This is a genomic window from Bacillus sp. AFS023182, assembly GCF_002560575.1.
Taxonomy (GTDB): domain Bacteria; phylum Bacillota; class Bacilli; order Bacillales; family Bacillaceae_G; genus Bacillus_A; species Bacillus_A arachidis.
Window position 1 is genome coordinate 103,530 of sequence record NZ_NTRO01000020.1, and the last position, 16,906, is coordinate 120,435.

Below are 16,906 nucleotides of genomic sequence, written 5' to 3' on the forward strand. Positions count from 1 at the left end.
ACAACCATTGATTATCAGACTTCACTAGTCGGGATAAAATGAAAAGTTGAAACTTGTTATATAGAAGCACGCTATGAGTATGATTATGAGAAGAAAGCCATACTAACAATAATGGAAGAAGAAAGGGGGGGCAAGATGACGAATCGCAATGGGAGTCAAGGAAGTGGAAACCAAGGTTCACCGAAAACAGGACAGTTCCAACAAGAGTTTAGTTCTGAGTTTTCAACTGGTAATGATAATAAAGGGAAAGAATATCGTTCGAAAAAAGGAAGTAAATCAAAAAAGGAGTGAGGATTCTCACTCCTTTTTTTTTGTTCCGAAATTTGAATTGTATTTTAAGGTAAAAAATAGGCCATCTTGCCGGTACAAGATGGCCAGGGAAGGGGACAATTTATGTCAATTTTAATTGGGTATGGAAAGCTGTTCAAGACACTGGGGAATGCCTCGTTATTAGGGAGGAACAGCTTTGATAGTTATAATATAAATGATAGATGTGACTTCAATGTGAATCTGAAGTGAAAGGTATGAGGATTTTAAAATAATTGTTTCATATTTTTTTGATAAATAGAAGAAGGATAGAAAGTAGTTAGGTAATCTATAGATGAATAATTTGTCGTTAATGGATAAGGGGATTATTTAGTAGTAGGTGATAAAAAATAGGCCATCTTGTTGGTACAAGATGGCCAGGGAAGGGGACAATTTATGTCAATTTTAATTAGGGATGGAAAGCTGTTCGAGACACTGGGGAATGTCTCATTATTAGGGAGGAACAGCTTCGATAGTTATAATATAAAAGATAGATGTGACTTCAATGTGAACTTGAAGTGAAAGGTATGGGGAATTTAAAATAATTGTTTTATATTTTTTTGATAAATAGAAGAAGGATAGAAGGTAGTTAGGTAATCTATAGATGAATAATTTGTCGTTAATGGATAAGGAGATTATTTAGTAGTAGGTGATAAAAAAATAGACCATCTCGTTCATACAAGATGGTCAGGGAAGGGGACAATTTATGTCAATTTTAATTAGGGATAGAAAGCTGTTCGAGACACTGGGGAATGTCTCATTATTAGGGAGGAACAGCTTCGATAGTTATAATATAAAAGATAGATGTGATTTCAATGTGAACTTGGAGTGAAAGATATGGGGATTTCAGAGGTATGTTTAATTTTTTTTGAATGATAGATGGAAAATAAAAAAGTAGTTAGGTATTCTCTTAGAAAAAAGTAAGGATTATCATGAGCATATTTAGGCAGAATGAGAGTGAAGAACGAGAATGATCGTAAAACTCTGTTTTAGTAAGATGGTTCTAATAGGTAGAATGGGTGCGTTAAGTGAATGAATACTTGTTATACTGCCTGTGAAAATAAAAGTTGAAATCTATGGAAAAAAGGATTATGCTCAACTATATTATGAGGGTATAAAGATTAATCCGCACTAATGAGTTCACTCTAAAAGTATGAGGAATTGAAAAAGTTAGGTGGAGAATTACTTTCTATGAGATTTTGTTCAAGTGAAATAAGCTATCAGCCTACGGATAGATGTTTTACTTTATTAAGGGAGTTAGTGATATGGAAGCAACAAAAAAACAAGGATTTTATAATCGTCTTATACGATTAAGTCCGCCGCAAATTTTAGCAATGGGCTTTTTTTGTTTAATTGTTGTCGGGGGAATGTTATTGAAACTACCATTCGCGACAAAAGAATCAATTAGTTGGGTGGATGCGTTTTTTACAGCAACATCGGCAGCGACAGTAACGGGGTTAGGAGTTGTAGATACTGCTAGTACTTTTACAACATTTGGCCAAATTATCATTATGTTATTAATTCAAACAGGTGGACTGGGATTAATGACAATTGCAATTTTAATTGTTTGGGTACTAGGAAAGAAAATTGGACTTCGCCACCGATTATTAATTGGAGAGGCATTTAATCAAACGAATATAGGTGGGCTTGTAAAGTTAGTGAAGCGAGTCTTTATTTTTTCTATTTGTATTGAGTTAGTGGGAGTTGTTTTTCTATCCATTCGATTTATTCCAGAATTCGGTTTTGGTAAAGGTTTATATTATAGTATCTTTCATGTTATCGCTTCGTACAATAATGCGGGATTTGCCTTATGGCCAGATAATTTAACAAGATATGTAGGGGATCCTATTATTAATATTGGGATCTGTTCTTTAATCGTTATAGGTGGTTTAGGATTTACTGTATTAATTGATATATGGTATAGCCGTAGTTTTCGGAAACTATCACTTCATTCGAAAATTATGATTATCGGAACAGTAGCGCTTAATGTTATTGCGATGATTGTAATTTTTATATTGGAGTATAACAATGTGGAAACATTAGGGCCTTTATCTTTAAATGAGAAGTTATGGGCCTCATTCTTCCAAGGAATTACACCAAGGACTGCAGGATTTAATACAGTTGACTATGGAGGAATGGAAGAGTCATCCATACTGTTTACAATGATTTTAATGTTTATAGGTGCAGGAAGTGTTTCAACAGGTGGAGGAATTAAGTTAACGACTTTTGTAATTTTAATTACATCGGTTATTTCCTTTTTTAGAAAGAAGGAAGACTTTGTTTTATTCCAGCGTACAATCAGAATGGCAACGGTAACAAGAGCGTTAGCAATTGTGGTTGCTAGTCAAATTCTTATTTTTACAGCAGTATTTTTATTAATGCTTACAGAAAACTTTAGTTTTATTCAACTTTTATTCGAAACAATTTCAGCGTTTGGGACAGTTGGATTAACAATGGGAATTACTGCTAAATTATCAGCTGTTGGAAAATGTATCATCATGTTTGTTATGTTTTGTGGATTAATTGGTCCGTTAACGCTTGTATTTTCACTGGCGCGACCAGCGAAGCAAAAAATTCGATATCCATCAGAAGATGTTTTCACAGGATAAGGTATCCCGCTAAAAGCGAGATACCTTTTTTCTTTAAAAGAGTGAGAAAAATAAACCAATAATTGCAGCTCGGAATATGAGAGCGACAATTGCAGAAATACCACCGATAATAGCTGCGATACTACCGGTTACAGTAGCACCACGATTATAGGCGTAAATGCCAAGTAAAACGGAAACAAGTCCAAAAAGTGTCGGGAATGTAAAGAGAGATAATAGGGCAAGAGCAAGTGCGATGAAACCAGCTGTTGAACCCGCTGTTTTTGACTTTACTTCATCTTTATCGTTATAGTTGACATGCTGAGGAGCAACCTCTGCCGCGTACTCTTCTTTATAGTCCCCTTTTTCAGTTCTATGTTGTTCATCAAATTTATCAGTCAAAGCAATGTCTCCTTTCATAACAAGGTTCATTAGTAGTATGTATATCTTTTTCTTTTTTTATCCCGTAAGAAATAGATAGTCGATTTACATTTCGCTTAATCAAGTTGAAGAAAGTTGATAATAGAGCAGTGTTGTTTATGAATTGTAAAACTTGGTATGAGTTTCTCTATTTTGGAAAGCATAAAAAAGAATTAAGAGGAAAAAGGTGGCTGAAATGATGGAACATCCAATTGAAAACTTAATGAAAACCGCAATGACAAATTTAAAAGAGATGGTTGATGTAAATACAATTGTCGGAAGTCCTGTTTCAACAGTGGACGGACATGTTGTTTTAACTGTCTCAAAAGTTGCTTTTGGGTTTGGGGCAGGGGGTAGTGATTTTAAAGGAGAAAGGTCTATAGGAAAAAGTGTGACTGGACAAGGTCAGCAAAAAGAGTTGAAACAAGGGCACCCGTTTGGAGGCGGAAGTGGTGCAGGAGTTTCAATTGACCCGGTTGCGTTTTTAGTAGTAGGATCTGGTGGTGTGCAAGTGTTACATTTACATAGTGGTACACATTTGATTGAAAAGGCTTTGAATGCGGTTCCAAGTACAGTTGATAAGTTTGTAAATGGTCGTTAAAAAGTAAAGTTGCATTTTTTAGGAATTGTGATATATTAGAAAAAGTGTGCTTCGGGATAATGAATATAATTGAAATGTAAATATATATGATTTATGAAATAAGGGAGAGGTAGTTATGATTAACATCAAGAATTTTACCGTCGGTTTATGTATGTTAGTAAGCGGATTTGTTGTATATGTAGTAAAAGAAAAGGCTCCATTCTAAAACAGACAGATTACGATGTCTGTTTTTATTTTGTTAAAATAAATATTGACGAATTTATTATGAAGTGTTAAGATTATATTTCGTGTCTCGGTTACAGCTAGTATATATTGGATATTTTTTATAAATGCGACATGAAAAATTTGCGAAGGATCGGGTAATTTTACCAACAACTTTTGTGAATAAACCCAAAAAGTTGTATTTGTAAGCTTATACACATACTAGTGTATCAAGGAGCGGTCAGAGGAACCGTGTTGATGAGAGAGAGGTAGGGCTTTCATCCAGTATATGTTACTTTCCCGTTAGGTGAATATAAAAAGAAAAGTCTCCTTGAATAGGAGACTTTTCTTTTTATAAATTTTTGCATTTTGTAGTCATATCATTTTTTAAAGTCGACTTTCGACTTGTTGACAAATTTCATCAGTTGTTAAGCCACTTGCTTCAATGACAGATCCTTTCATCGTTACATTACTAATTCCCATCACATTAGAATCCTGTCCAGTTACAACACAACAATCACAGTTTTGCGCATCGTTTTCAGATTGCAGTGAAATAACTTCATGTCCTTGTTGTTTCAATGCTTGTTGAACATCTGTTAATGAATTTTCAACACCAATTTTCGCCATTTCCTTCACCTCCTACCATCTAGTAATATGCACTGTTTTTTGGAAAATATTTATGTTTGTAAGAAAAAGATGGTAGAAAAAGGAGAGCTGCTTGCGGTAGCAAGATCCCCCACCTTGAGACGTAGAAGTAGGTAGGGGATAACTGTCTATAAAAGCACGATCAGTGCTCCTTGAAGTTTTAATCATATATTAGTCGTTGTACACACCTGTAAGCATTTGACTGACGAACTGATCATTTAATTGATCTTGAGCAGAAGCATCATTGGATTGAATATCAATTGAGGCGATGAAGTTGTTATTTTGTTTTTCATTTGGATACACCTCTACGTAATTGTCGAATTTACAAAAACCTTTCGTATCCATTAAATCAAATAGTTGTAACATTTCTACTACCTCTTGTCTTGTTCCTTTAATTTGTACACACGCCATATTATTTTCCTCCTTCATTTGACAATTTGTTTTTTTAAAATAGGATTATGAAAGCTGCGTGAAAAATATGATTGTTACTTTTATACAATTTTATTTTGAATGTATTCCTCCTTTTTAATTAAAAGTCGTTTTTATTGCCGAATATATGAAATCGGACGTCCGTTTATTGAATACAATAGATTCGCATTATTTGACAAAAATCCTTCTTCTAAACAAATATTTTTTTTGATGAAAAATGACGAAAAAAATTTTTGACATTTTGTAAACGTTAACAATGTTGATAAATCAATATAAATGAGCGTGTCTATAAATTAAAAATTAAAAATTTTCTAAAAATTATCTTGATTTATTTAAAAAGGAGAGTAAACTAGGAAACAATAAAAAATTCACAGAACATAGGAGGCGCTTTTAAGTGAATGAGCAACGGATTTTCTTAAATGGAGAATTTGTTCCAAAAGACGAAGCAAAAGTTTCAGTATATGATCATGGTTATTTATATGGCGATGGGGTGTTTGAAGGGATTCGTGTCTACAGTGGCAATGTCTTTAGACTTAAAGAACATCTTATTCGTTTATATGAGTCAGCAAAATCCATTATGTTGGAAATTCCATATACGTTAGATGAAGTGATAGATATTGTTATTGAGACGATTCGTCAAAATAAGCTATCTAACGGATACATTCGTTTAGTTGTATCACGAGGTGCTGGGAACCTTGGATTAGATCCTGATTCTTGCTCAAAACCGAATGTAGTCGTAATTGCGGAACAGTTATCACTATTTCCGTCGGAATATTACGAAAAAGGAATACCGGTTGTGACAGTTGCCACACGTCGAAATCGTCCAGATGTATTAACACCGCAAGTAAAGTCTTTAAACTATTTAAATAATATTTTAGTTCGAATTGAAGCGAAGCTTGCTGGTGTACAAGAAGCCCTTATGTTAAATGAACAAGGTTATGTTGCAGAAGGATCTGGTGATAATGTGTTCATTGTAAAAGGCAATAAATTAATTACACCACCAAGTTCTGCAGGGGCATTAGAAGGTATTACAAGAAATTCCATTTTGGAAATTGGAGAAAAACTCGGGTATGACGTAAGAGAAGAATTATTTACAAGACACGATGTATATGTAGCAGATGAAGTATTTTTAACAGGAACTGCTGCTGAAGTTATTGCAGTGACAACAGTTGACGGAAGAACGATTGGGGCCGGAAAAACGGGTCTACATACAAATCGTTTATTAGAAGAGTTTCGTAAATTAGTTATAGAAGATGGAGAGAAAGTTTACGAAGAAAATAAAGTTTAATGATAGCAGTGTAATGAATGATAAATTTGTAAAGCGTTGATAGGGAGGAGTAGTTGATTGTGAAGCCTCACAGAGAGTCGGTGGTTGCTGGAAACCGATGGTTCACGTCGACGAACATCGCCTTTGAGTGCTAAACTGAAGCGTTTGTCTAGGTTTAGACGGTAGCTCCGTTATTAGCTAGACTCATCCCCTGAGTCACTGAGGCAAGAAGTATTCTTGCGAAGAAGGGTGGTACCGCGAAATCTTTCGTCCCTTCAGCACATAGCTGGAGTGTGGACGTAGGATTTTTTTATTGTAAAAAAACAATTTTAAAGGAGGTTCATAAGAAAAATGCCTTCAAAAACGGAAGATAAAATGGCAACTGGTGCACAACTATTGTTAGAAGCGTTAGGAAAGGAAGACGTAGAAGTTATTTTTGGTTATCCAGGAGGTGCTGTTCTACCGCTCTATGATGCAATTTATGATTGCGAAATTCCTCATATTTTAACAAGACATGAACAAGGAGCGATTCATGCAGCTGAGGGGTATGCACGAGTTACAGGAAAACCTGGTGTTGTTATTGCGACAAGTGGTCCTGGTGCGACAAATGTAATTACGGGTCTTGCAGATGCAATGATTGACTCATTACCGCTTGTTGTTTTTACTGGTCAAGTAGCTACAACGCTGATTGGAAGTGATGCTTTCCAAGAAGCGGATATTATGGGGCTTACAATGCCAGTAACAAAACATAATTATCAAGTGCGCAGGGCATCAGATTTACCAAGAATTATTAAAGAGGCCTTTCATATTGCGAAAACGGGTCGACCAGGACCGGTAGTTATCGATCTTCCTAAAAACATGGTAGTAGAAAAAGGAGAGCGATGTAGTAACGTACAAATGGATTTGCCAGGATATCAACCAAACTATGAACCAAATTTATTGCAAATTAACAAATTATTACAAGCGATTGATGTTGCTGAGAAGCCGTTGATTTTAGCTGGAGCAGGCGTATTGCATGCAAAAGCTGCACAAGAATTAACAGATTTTGCACAAATGTATCGTATACCTGTGGTTCATACACTTCTTGGATTAGGTGGATTTCCTCCTCATGATGAGTTGTTTCTAGGAATGGGAGGGATGCACGGTTCGTATACAGCAAACATGGCGTTATATGAGTGTGATTTACTCATAAATCTCGGTGCGAGATTCGATGATCGTCTCACAGGAAATCTGGAATATTTTGCGAAAGAGGCTATAGTCGCACATATTGATATTGATCCAGCAGAAATTGGAAAGAATGTCCCTACAGAAATTCCGATTGTAGCAAGTGCAAAGCATGCTTTGGAGTCACTTCTTGTTTCTAAAGGGAAAAAAGAGAATCATAGTGCATGGTTATCACTTTTGAAAAGTAGAAAAGAACAATATCCTTTTTCTTACGATCAAGATTCTGATGAGATTAAACCACAATCGGCAATTGATATGCTATACGAAATCACAAAAGGCAAGGCGATTATTACAACAGATGTTGGACAGCACCAAATGTGGGCAGCTCAATATTATCCGCTTAAAGATCCAGATAAGTGGGTAACATCTGGAGGGCTTGGGACGATGGGATTTGGATTTCCAGCTGCTATTGGTGCACAAATTGCAAAGCCAAATGAGTTAGTTGTTGCAATTGTTGGGGATGCTGGTTTTCAAATGACATTACAAGAATTAGGTGTATTAAAAGAACATTCCTTGCCGGTTAAAGTTTTGATTTTAAATAATGAAGCTTTAGGCATGGTAAGACAATGGCAAGATGAATTTTATAATCAAAGATATTCTCATTCTTTGCTTTCTTGTCAACCGGATTTTGTAGCACTTGCACAGGCGTATGGGCTAAAAGGGATTCGCATTGAAAATCCATTATTAGCAAAGGAACAGTTAAAAGAGGCGATTGCTTTACAAGAACCAGTTGTAATTGATTGCAGGGTACTACAGTCCGAAAAAGTGATGCCGATGGTTGCTCCTGGAAAAGGGGTTCATCAAATGGAGGGGGTGGAAAAGTGATGAAAAGGATTGTTACGGCAACCGTTCGAAATCAAAGCGGCGTATTAAACCGAATTACCGGTGTTATGACGAGGAGGCATTTTAATATTGAAAGTATTTCTGTTGGGCATACAGAATCGTCTGATATTTCACGGATGACATTTGTTGTTCATGTTGAAAGCGAACAACAAGTGGAACAGCTCATTAAGCAACTGCATAAACAAATTGATGTGTTAAAAGTATCTGATATAACGGAAGAGGCGATGATTGCAAGGGAACTCGCTCTCATTAAAGTAGCAACAACAAGTGTATCAAGAGCCGAATTGTATAGCTTAATTGAACCGTTCCGAGCCACTGTAATAGATATTGGAAAGGATTCCATCGTGGTGCAAGTAACAGGTACGCAAGAAAAGGTAGAAGCGTTAATTGAGCTCTTGCGCCCATATGGCTTAAAAGAAATTGCAAGAACAGGTGTCACAGCATTCACGCGTAGCATGAAAAAACAAGATAAACAAATTATGTTAATTCAGTAATCATTTAAATATAGGGGGAGAAAGAATATGGCAAAAGTTTATTATGAGAAAGATGTAGCAGTAAATGTATTAAAGGGAAAGAAAGTAGCAATTGTTGGATATGGATCACAAGGTCATGCTCATGCACAAAACTTACGTGATAACAATTTTGAAGTAGTAGTTGGATTAAGGCCAGGAAAGTCATGGGAAAAGGCGGAAGGGGATGGCTTTGCTGTATATTCAGTGGCAGAGGCAACAAAGTTTGCGGATGTAGTAATGATTCTATTACCTGATGAACTACAACCAGAGGTATATGAAGCAGAAATCGAACCGAATTTACAAGCTGGAAATTCACTCGTGTTTGCACATGGGTTTAACGTTCATTTTAATCAAATTACACCACCAGAAGATGTAGATGTCTTTCTAGTTGCACCAAAAGGGCCAGGGCATTTAGTACGTCGTACATTTACCGAAGGCGGGGCAGTTCCGGCATTATTTGCTGTATATCAAGACGCAACAGGAGCAGCAACTGAAAAAGCATTATCCTATGCAGATGGAATCGGAGCAACGAGGGCTGGAGTATTAGAAACGACATTTAAAGAAGAAACAGAAACAGATTTATTTGGAGAACAGGCTGTACTTTGTGGAGGGGTTACTGCACTTGTAAAGGCAGGATTTGAAACATTAGTAGATGCTGGTTATCAACCAGAACTTGCCTATTTTGAATGTTTACATGAACTAAAGCTCATTGTTGATCTTATGTATGAAGGTGGACTTGAAAATATGAGATATTCTGTTTCTGATACAGCGCAGTGGGGGGATTTTGTATCAGGGCCACGTATTGTAACAGAACATACGAAGAAAGCAATGGATGAAGTGTTGAAAGAAATTCAAGATGGCACATTCGCAAGAGGATGGATTGCAGAGCACAAAGCAGGAAGACCACATTTCCATGCAACGAACGCTAAGGAGAATGGACATCAAATTGAGGTTGTTGGACGTAAATTACGTGAAATGATGCCGTTTGTACAACCGAAAGTAAAGGCGGAGGTTAAATAATATGAAACAGATTTTGTTCATGGATACGACGCTTCGTGATGGCGAACAATCACCCGGAGTCAATTTAAATGAACAAGAAAAGTTACAGATTGCCAAACAGTTAGAAAAACTAGGAATCAATGTGATGGAAGCAGGATTTGCAGCAGCTTCTGAAGGTGATTTTCGCTCAGTAAAACGTATTGCAGAAACGATTCAAAACGTTTCCGTTATGAGTCTAGCAAGAGCGAGGGAAAGTGATATTCAAAGAGCATATGAAGCTTTAAAACATGCAGCATCTCCAAGGTTACACGTTTTTTTGGCAACGAGTGATATTCATATGAAATATAAGCTTTGTATGTCAAAAGAAGATGTATTAGATAGTATTCATCGCTCTGTAACTTTAGGGAAATCGTTATTTCCCACAGTACAATTTTCAGCAGAAGATGCAACGAGAACGGCTCGTGCATTTTTAGCAGAAGCTGTGGAAGTTGCGATTCGTGCTGGAGCGGATGTTGTTAATATTCCGGATACAGTTGGTTATACCAATCCAGAAGAATACTACTCTCTTTTTAAATACTTACAAGAGTCCGTTCCTTCTTATGAAAAAGCTATTTTCTCTTGCCATTGCCATGACGATCTTGGAATGGCGGTAGCAAATTCATTAGCGGCGATTGAAGGCGGGGCCCTCCAAATAGAGGGAACAATTAATGGAATTGGAGAGCGCGCAGGTAATGCAGCTTTAGAAGAGGTAGCGGTAGCTTTGCATATTCGAAAAGACTATTATGAAGCCGATCCTTCTATGGTATTGAAAGAGATTAAGGCAACAAGTACATTAGTGAGTCGTTTAACAGGAATGGTTGTACCGAAAAATAAAGCGATTGTTGGAGCGAATGCGTTTGCTCATGAATCAGGTATTCATCAAGATGGTGTATTAAAAGAAGTAACGACATATGAAATTATTGCACCAGAGCTCATTGGTGAAGCGCAAAATTTGTTTGTACTTGGAAAGCATTCTGGTCGCCATGCGTTTACTGAAAAAATGAAGGAACTTGGCTATGAGTTTACGGAAGCAGAGCGAGATATAGCATTCAGCGCATTTAAGAGATTAGCAGATCGAAAAAAAGAGATTACAGAAGAAGATTTACGTGCATTAGTACTGGGAGAAACAGCATTTTCAACCCAGCAGTATAAAATTAAACAATTACAAGTACATTTTGTATCAAATAGTACGCAATGTGCAACAGTTGCACTAACAGATGAGGCAGGTAATGTGTACGAAGATGCAGCAACAGGAGCAGGGAGTATTGAAGCGATTTACAATGCAATTCAAAGGATTTTGGGACTTGAGTGTGAGTTAGCTGATTATCGTATTCAATCTATTACACAAGGTCAAGATGCACTTGCTCATGTTCATGTTGAATTGAAAGAAGGAACTCATCAAGTTACAGGTTTTGGTGTGGCGCAAGATGTATTAGAAGCATCAGCTAGAGCTTATGTACATGCAGCTGGAAAGTTAAAGGCTTTGTTATTGCTTGCAAAGTAATGTTTGATAAGTGGGGGAATACCCCCACTTCACTCGATTAAATTCAGAATAATCAGTAAAAACAAAAAGGGGTGCTGATCATTGGAAAAACGTATTGTTTGCTTAGCGGGTGATGGTGTTGGACCAGAAATTATGGAGAGTGCGAAGGAAGTACTGCACATGATAGAAAGGTTATATGGTCACCATTTTTATTTACAAGATGAACAATTTGGAGGAGCTGCGATTGATTCGTTTGGGCAACCATTGCCACCTCGAACATTAGCGGCATGTTTAGCAAGTGATGCGGTATTACTAGGTTCGGTTGGCGGACCGCGCTGGGACGACGCGAAAGAAAGACCGGAAAAAGGATTGCTTGCACTTCGAAAAGGGCTTGGTGTATTTGCTAATGTTCGTCCTGTCACTGTAGATGCAGCGACTGCTCATTTATCTCCATTGAAGGCTGCTGATAAGGTGGATTTTGTTGTTGTTCGTGAATTAACGGGTGGTATTTATTTCTCTTTTCCAAAAGAAAGAACAGAAGAAGTAGCTACAGATACGCTTACTTATCATCGTCATGAAATTGAGCGCATTGTTTCATACGCTTTTCAATTAGCGAGTAAACGTCGTAAAAAAGTTACTTCTATTGATAAAGCAAATGTTTTAGAGTCGAGTAAGCTTTGGAGGGAAGTAACAAAAGAAGTGGCACTTCGCTATCCTAATATTGAACTTGAACATATTTTAGTAGATGCAGCGGCTATGGAATTGATTCGCAACCCAGGCAGGTTTGATGTTGTTGTAACAGAAAATTTATTTGGTGATATTTTAAGTGATGAGGCCTCTGTATTAGCTGGGTCACTAGGGATGCTTCCTTCGGCAAGTCACGCAGAGAATGGGCCTTCACTTTATGAACCAATTCATGGATCAGCACCAGACATTGCAGGGAAAAATAAAGTGAATCCAATTGCGATGATGCGTTCAGTTGCGATGATGCTTGGACAGTCTTTTGAACTAAGAAGAGAGGGAGAAGCGATTGAAGAAGCAATTTCTTCAGTTCTTCGCTCTGGGAAATGTACAGTTGATATCGGCGGAAATGAAACAACAACTTCGTTTACAAAGGCTGTACTTCAAGAAATGGAAGAACAAGCGTTAGTAGGGAGAGGAAGATAATGGCTAAAAGGTTACTGGATAAGTTGTGGGAGAGACATGTTGTTGCGACAAATGAAAATGGATTAGATTTATTATATATCGATCTTCATCTCGTACATGAAGTAACATCGCCGCAAGCGTTTGAAGGCTTGCGGCTTGCAAATCGGAACGTTCGGAGGCCGGATTTAACATTTGCAACGATGGATCATAATATTCCAACAAAGGATGTTTGGAACATTACGGATCGTATTGCTAAGCAACAATTAGATACACTTCGTGAAAATTGTAAGCAATTTAATATTCCATTAGCGGATATTGAGGATGAACATCAAGGGATTGTTCATGTTATTGGACCGGAACTAGGACTTACACAACCGGGAAAGACCATTGTATGTGGTGATAGTCATACGGCAACACATGGAGCCTTTGGAGCGTTGTCATTTGGAATTGGTACAAGTGAAGTTGAACATGTATTAGCGACGCAAACATTATGGCAGAGAAAGCCAAAGGCAATGGGGATTGAATTAAAGGGGAAATTGCCTAAAGGAGTATACGCAAAAGATATTATTTTACACCTCCTAGCTACGCATGGGATAGCAGTTGGAACGGGATATGTGATGGAGTTTTACGGAGAAACAATTGTAAATATGGAAATGGAAGAGCGAATGACGCTTTGTAACATGGCAATCGAGGGCGGAGCAAAAGCAGGAATTATTGCGCCAGATGAAAAAACATTTGCTTATGTAAAAGGACGTGAGTATGCACCGGAAGAATTTGATTTGGCAGTAGCAAAGTGGAAGGAACTTTATACTGAGCCAGATGCAATATACGATACTTATATTTCAGTAGATGTTGCTAAACTAGTACCATATGTAACATGGGGAACAAATCCAAGTATGGGTATGCGTATTGATGAGAAGCTTCCAGAAACACATGATAAAAATGATGAACGAGCTTTAGCGTATATGGGGCTTCAGCCGGGACAGAGTGTATTTGATATTCCTGTTCAGCATGTATTTATTGGTTCTTGCACAAATTCTCGTTTATCAGATTTAGAAATCGCCGCGGCTGTTGTGAAGGGAAAAAAGGTAAAAGAAGGGGTGCGAGCGCTTGTTGTACCAGGGTCTAAAAGAGTACGAAAAGCAGCAATGGAAAAAGGATTGCACCGTATATTTGAAGAGGCGGGATTTGAATGGAGAGAACCTGGGTGTTCTATGTGTCTTGGGATGAATCCAGACCAAGTGCCTGAAGGAGAACATTGTGCATCTACTTCCAATCGGAATTTTGAAGGACGGCAGGGGAAGGGTGCAAGAACACATTTAGTCAGTCCTGCTATGGCAGCCGCCGCAGCACTTTATGGTCATTTCGTTGATGTAAGAAAGGAGAGTTATGATGGAGTCGTTTCGTATTCATAAAGGTACTGTTGCCGTACTAATGAACGATAATATTGATACAGATCAAATTATTCCAAAACAATATTTAAAGAGGATTGAACGAACGGGTTTTGGGCAATTTTTATTTGATGAATGGCGTTATGGGAATGACAGGCAAGAGAATCCGGATTTTCCATTAAATGCACCTGAGCGAAAAGGTGCAAGTATACTCATTACAGGTGAAAATTTTGGCTGTGGTTCATCACGAGAACATGCGCCATGGGCACTCGCTGACTATGGATTTCGTGTTATTGTTGCGGGGGGATTTGCAGATATTTTTTATATGAATTGTACGAAAAATGGCATGCTGCCAATCGTTATGGAAAAAGAAATGCGTGAAAAGCTAGCAGCTGTTGATCCAAGAGATGTCATCGAAGTTGATCTAGAGAATGAAGTGATTACAACCTCGCTACATCGTTTTCATTTTACAATTGAGAACATGTGGAAAGAAAAATTATTAAATGGTTTAGATGAAATCGGAATCACACTTCAATATGAGCAACAAATTCAAGAATATGAACGAAATACAGCTCGCTAATTTGTTTAGCGAGCTGTAATATAATATAAATAAGGTTTGAATTTTGTTTACATTCTGAATTTTGTGTTATATACTATGTGAAAATAAGAGGAGAAAGGGAGTAAGGATAATGTTTACATTACAATCTATTAATATGCTTACACAACTACATCATCATACATAAACCCTTGAACCTAGCGTGAACAACGTGTAGGTACAAGGGTTAGTCCCGTTGTACCTACACCCTATGAAAGGGCCTTGTAGGTATTTTTTCTACAAGGCCCTTTTTATTTTGTTCATGATTGCTATGGTGGGCATATATTAAAAGGGGAAATTTACTGATGAGAGCTTAAAGGAGTGTGAATCGGTATGACAAAATGGAAGCGAGCAAATCCAGATGGAACAAGAGATTATGTATTTGAAGAGTGTACGCTAATAGAAGAAGTTGAACAAAAATTACGACGTACTTTTTTAGAAAGAGGCTATGAGGAAATCCGAACGCCTACGATTGAATTTTATGATGTCTTTTCTTTTCGGAATCGTCCGATAGATGAAGAGAAAATGTATAAGTTCTTTGACCAGCAAGGACGCATTATCGTGTTAAGACCTGATATGACAATCCCACTTGCAAGAGTAATAGGAACTCATGGTGAGGAGGCACCAGTGAAATTAACATATAGTGGGAATGTATTTCGAGCGAACGAGTCGCTAGCTGGAAAATACAATGAAATCATTCAAACAGGTATTGAAATAATTGGGATAGATAATATACGTGCTGAAATTGAATGTATCGTAAGCGCAATTCACGCTCTTCAAGCTGTGGGGATTCAATCTTTTACAATAGAATTAGGGCAAGTTCAGTTATACAAGTGTATCGTTAAAAAGCTGTCATTTGGAGAAGAGGAGGAGTCGCTTTTACGTACGTATATTGAAAGTAAAAATTATGCAGAACTATCCCGTTTTTTACAAGAAAGGAACTTAGATCGACGTGATGAAACTGTACAGTTACTTGAAAAGTTACCAAGATTATTCGGAAAACTTGAAGTAATTGAAGAAGCGGAAAAACTTGCTTCGAATTATGAGATGAAGCAAGCGATTGCGCGGGTTAAAGAAATTTATAAAACGATTGAAAAATTAGGATATGCTTCGTATATCTCGATTGACCTTGGAATGATTCAACATTTGCATTATTATACAGGAATTATTTTTAGAGGATATATATATGATGTTGGAGGAGAAATCGTTAGTGGCGGAAGATATGATGAATTGCTTGGTAATTTTGGGGAACCGATGCCAGCAGTTGGATTGGCTGTACAAGTAAATCAAATTGTCCGGATATTACAAGAACAGCAAAAACAATTCAAACGAAAAAAATTAGATATGATCATTCATTATTCTTTGGATCGGATAGCAGAAGCAGAAAGACTATGTGGTTTACTTCAGAAAGATGGTTGGAAAGTGGAGTTATCTATGTTTGAGAATTTGCAAGATACATTTCAGTTTGCGAAGAAGAATGGGATTACAAAAGTGATTGAAGCGACTGGAAAAGCATTAGTGGAATATATGTGGAAAGAAAAATGGGTGATACAGAAAGAAGGAGAAACTTCATGCGTAACATTCAAATTGCGTTAACGAAAGGAAGATTGGAGGAACATACTATCCCGCTTTTTGAAAAAATCGGTATAGATTGTTCGGAGCTGAAAGATAAAGGAAGAAGACTTGTTTTTCAAAGTGAAAATGCTAATATTTCGTTCATTCTTGTTAAAGCGGTTGATGTTGCAACATATGTAGAACATGGTGTTGCAGACATAGGTATTGTTGGAAAAGATATTTTAATGGAATATGAGAAAGATATATATGAAATGGTTGATTTAGAAGTAGGATGTTGTAAGTTTTGTGTCGCTTCTATTCCGACATATAATCCGAAAGGCTATCGAAAAAAGAGAATTGCTACAAAATATCCGCATATTACTTCCGGTTATTTTCGAGATAAGGGAGAAGATGTAGAAATTATTAAAATAGAAGGTTCAGTAGAAATCGCTCCACTTCTTGGATTAGCAGATGCGATTGTTGATATTGTAGAGACGGGAAAAACATTACAAGAAAATGGATTGATTGTATTTGAAGAAATGTATTCAATATCAGCTCGCATGATTGTAAATAAAGCTGCTTTAAAAACAAAAAAAGACGAAATATTCAATATTATAAATAAAATGGAGCGTGTCATCACTGCAGATAAATAAAGGGGGACTCTGG

Annotated in this window: 17 protein-coding genes and 1 other annotated feature; of the genes, 14 read left to right on the forward strand and 3 right to left on the reverse strand. The window is 37.0% G+C overall.

Features of this window, described 5'->3' with window-relative positions; translation table 11 throughout:
* Positions 1-135: 135 nt before the first annotated feature.
* Entirely contained in the window at positions 136-291 is a 156-nt protein-coding gene (locus tag CN288_RS09600) for a hypothetical protein (RefSeq protein WP_026591309.1), read from the forward strand.
* 1,280 nt (positions 292-1,571) lie between these two features.
* Positions 1,572-2,915, forward strand: a complete 1,344-nt coding sequence (locus CN288_RS09605; protein ID WP_026591308.1) for a TrkH family potassium uptake protein — start codon at positions 1,572-1,574, stop codon at positions 2,913-2,915.
* 33 nt (positions 2,916-2,948) lie between these two features.
* Here the strand turns inward: CN288_RS09605 and CN288_RS09610 are convergent, their stop codons facing one another.
* Complete coding sequence (locus CN288_RS09610; protein WP_098302241.1) at positions 2,949-3,311, reverse strand: imidazole glycerol phosphate synthase; 363 nt, start codon at positions 3,309-3,311, stop codon at positions 2,949-2,951.
* Positions 3,312-3,510: 199 nt separating this feature from the next.
* Here CN288_RS09610 and ytfJ point away from each other — a divergent pair, with 199 nt between their 5' ends.
* A complete protein-coding gene (gene ytfJ, locus CN288_RS09615; protein WP_141527948.1) occupies positions 3,511-3,912 on the forward strand; it encodes a GerW family sporulation protein in 402 nt (133 codons plus the stop codon).
* Positions 3,913-4,027: 115 nt separating this feature from the next.
* Complete coding sequence (locus CN288_RS09620; RefSeq protein WP_000608217.1) at positions 4,028-4,117, forward strand: hypothetical protein; 90 nt, start codon at positions 4,028-4,030, stop codon at positions 4,115-4,117.
* A 383-nt stretch (positions 4,118-4,500) separates the two neighbouring features.
* Here CN288_RS09620 and CN288_RS09625 read toward each other — a convergent pair whose 3' ends face one another.
* Positions 4,501-4,740, reverse strand: coding sequence for a YkuS family protein (locus tag CN288_RS09625; protein ID WP_026591305.1), 240 nt, complete (start codon positions 4,738-4,740; stop codon positions 4,501-4,503).
* A 189-nt stretch (positions 4,741-4,929) separates the two neighbouring features.
* Positions 4,930-5,169 carry a DUF3911 family protein gene (locus CN288_RS09630; RefSeq protein ID WP_026591304.1) on the reverse strand — a complete coding sequence of 80 codons (240 nt, stop codon included), beginning with the start codon at positions 5,167-5,169 and terminating at the stop codon, positions 4,930-4,932.
* A 412-nt stretch (positions 5,170-5,581) separates the two neighbouring features.
* Here CN288_RS09630 and ilvE point away from each other — a divergent pair, with 412 nt between their 5' ends.
* The 10 genes from ilvE (at position 5,582) to hisG (ending at position 16,893) form a co-directional block, all read left to right on the forward strand.
* Entirely contained in the window at positions 5,582-6,475 is an 894-nt protein-coding gene (gene ilvE, locus CN288_RS09640) for a branched-chain-amino-acid transaminase (protein WP_026591303.1), read from the forward strand.
* 27 nt (positions 6,476-6,502) lie between these two features.
* Positions 6,503-6,732 (forward strand) — a binding site (T-box leader).
* Positions 6,733-6,805: 73 nt separating this feature from the next.
* Positions 6,806-8,503 (forward strand): acetolactate synthase large subunit, encoded by a 1,698-nt coding sequence (gene ilvB / locus CN288_RS09645; RefSeq protein ID WP_026591302.1) that lies wholly within the window; start codon positions 6,806-6,808, stop codon positions 8,501-8,503.
* Positions 8,503-9,015 carry an acetolactate synthase small subunit gene (gene ilvN, locus CN288_RS09650; RefSeq protein WP_026591301.1) on the forward strand — a complete coding sequence of 171 codons (513 nt, stop codon included), beginning with the start codon at positions 8,503-8,505 and terminating at the stop codon, positions 9,013-9,015. The genes ilvB and ilvN overlap by 1 nt, the downstream gene beginning before the upstream one ends.
* A gap of 27 nt (positions 9,016-9,042) precedes the next feature.
* On the forward strand, positions 9,043-10,053 hold the full coding sequence (gene ilvC, locus CN288_RS09655; RefSeq protein ID WP_026591300.1) for a ketol-acid reductoisomerase: 1,011 nt from the start codon (positions 9,043-9,045) through the stop codon (positions 10,051-10,053).
* A 1-nt stretch (position 10,054) separates the two neighbouring features.
* On the forward strand, positions 10,055-11,575 hold the full coding sequence (locus tag CN288_RS09660; RefSeq protein ID WP_026591299.1) for a 2-isopropylmalate synthase: 1,521 nt from the start codon (positions 10,055-10,057) through the stop codon (positions 11,573-11,575).
* Positions 11,576-11,656: 81 nt separating this feature from the next.
* Positions 11,657-12,721, forward strand: coding sequence for a 3-isopropylmalate dehydrogenase (gene leuB, locus CN288_RS09665; RefSeq protein ID WP_090690976.1), 1,065 nt, complete (start codon positions 11,657-11,659; stop codon positions 12,719-12,721).
* Positions 12,721-14,115 carry a 3-isopropylmalate dehydratase large subunit gene (leuC, locus tag CN288_RS09670; RefSeq protein WP_026591297.1) on the forward strand — a complete coding sequence of 465 codons (1,395 nt, stop codon included), beginning with the start codon at positions 12,721-12,723 and terminating at the stop codon, positions 14,113-14,115. The genes leuB and leuC overlap by 1 nt, the downstream gene beginning before the upstream one ends.
* Positions 14,093-14,671, forward strand: a complete 579-nt coding sequence (leuD, locus tag CN288_RS09675; RefSeq protein WP_026591296.1) for a 3-isopropylmalate dehydratase small subunit — start codon at positions 14,093-14,095, stop codon at positions 14,669-14,671. Before leuC ends, leuD begins: the two co-directional genes overlap by 23 nt.
* A gap of 348 nt (positions 14,672-15,019) precedes the next feature.
* Complete coding sequence (gene hisZ / locus CN288_RS09680; protein WP_026591295.1) at positions 15,020-16,282, forward strand: ATP phosphoribosyltransferase regulatory subunit; 1,263 nt, start codon at positions 15,020-15,022, stop codon at positions 16,280-16,282.
* Entirely contained in the window at positions 16,258-16,893 is a 636-nt protein-coding gene (gene hisG / locus CN288_RS09685) for an ATP phosphoribosyltransferase (protein ID WP_090690984.1), read from the forward strand. Before hisZ ends, hisG begins: the two co-directional genes overlap by 25 nt.
* Positions 16,894-16,906: the final 13 nt, after the last annotated feature.

Excerpts from the sequence above, each read along its gene's own strand:
- CN288_RS09600 (WP_026591309.1), top strand. The coding sequence starts at position 136 with ATGACGAATCGCAATGGGAGTCAAGGAAGTGGAAACCAAGGTTCACCG.
- CN288_RS09605 (WP_026591308.1), top strand. The coding sequence starts at position 1,572 with ATGGAAGCAACAAAAAAACAAGGATTTTATAATCGTCTTATACGATTA.
- CN288_RS09610 (WP_098302241.1), bottom strand. The coding sequence starts at position 3,311 with ATGAAAGGAGACATTGCTTTGACTGATAAATTTGATGAACAACATAGA.
- ytfJ (WP_141527948.1), top strand. The coding sequence starts at position 3,511 with ATGGAACATCCAATTGAAAACTTAATGAAAACCGCAATGACAAATTTA.
- CN288_RS09620 (WP_000608217.1), top strand. The coding sequence starts at position 4,028 with ATGATTAACATCAAGAATTTTACCGTCGGTTTATGTATGTTAGTAAGC.
- CN288_RS09625 (WP_026591305.1), bottom strand. The coding sequence starts at position 4,740 with ATGGCGAAAATTGGTGTTGAAAATTCATTAACAGATGTTCAACAAGCA.
- CN288_RS09630 (WP_026591304.1), bottom strand. The coding sequence starts at position 5,169 with ATGGCGTGTGTACAAATTAAAGGAACAAGACAAGAGGTAGTAGAAATG.
- ilvB (WP_026591302.1), top strand. The coding sequence starts at position 6,806 with ATGCCTTCAAAAACGGAAGATAAAATGGCAACTGGTGCACAACTATTG.
- ilvN (WP_026591301.1), top strand. The coding sequence starts at position 8,503 with ATGAAAAGGATTGTTACGGCAACCGTTCGAAATCAAAGCGGCGTATTA.
- ilvC (WP_026591300.1), top strand. The coding sequence starts at position 9,043 with ATGGCAAAAGTTTATTATGAGAAAGATGTAGCAGTAAATGTATTAAAG.
- CN288_RS09660 (WP_026591299.1), top strand. The coding sequence starts at position 10,055 with ATGAAACAGATTTTGTTCATGGATACGACGCTTCGTGATGGCGAACAA.
- leuC (WP_026591297.1), top strand. The coding sequence starts at position 12,721 with ATGGCTAAAAGGTTACTGGATAAGTTGTGGGAGAGACATGTTGTTGCG.
- leuD (WP_026591296.1), top strand. The coding sequence starts at position 14,093 with ATGGAGTCGTTTCGTATTCATAAAGGTACTGTTGCCGTACTAATGAAC.
- hisZ (WP_026591295.1), top strand. The coding sequence starts at position 15,020 with ATGACAAAATGGAAGCGAGCAAATCCAGATGGAACAAGAGATTATGTA.
- hisG (WP_090690984.1), top strand. The coding sequence starts at position 16,258 with ATGCGTAACATTCAAATTGCGTTAACGAAAGGAAGATTGGAGGAACAT.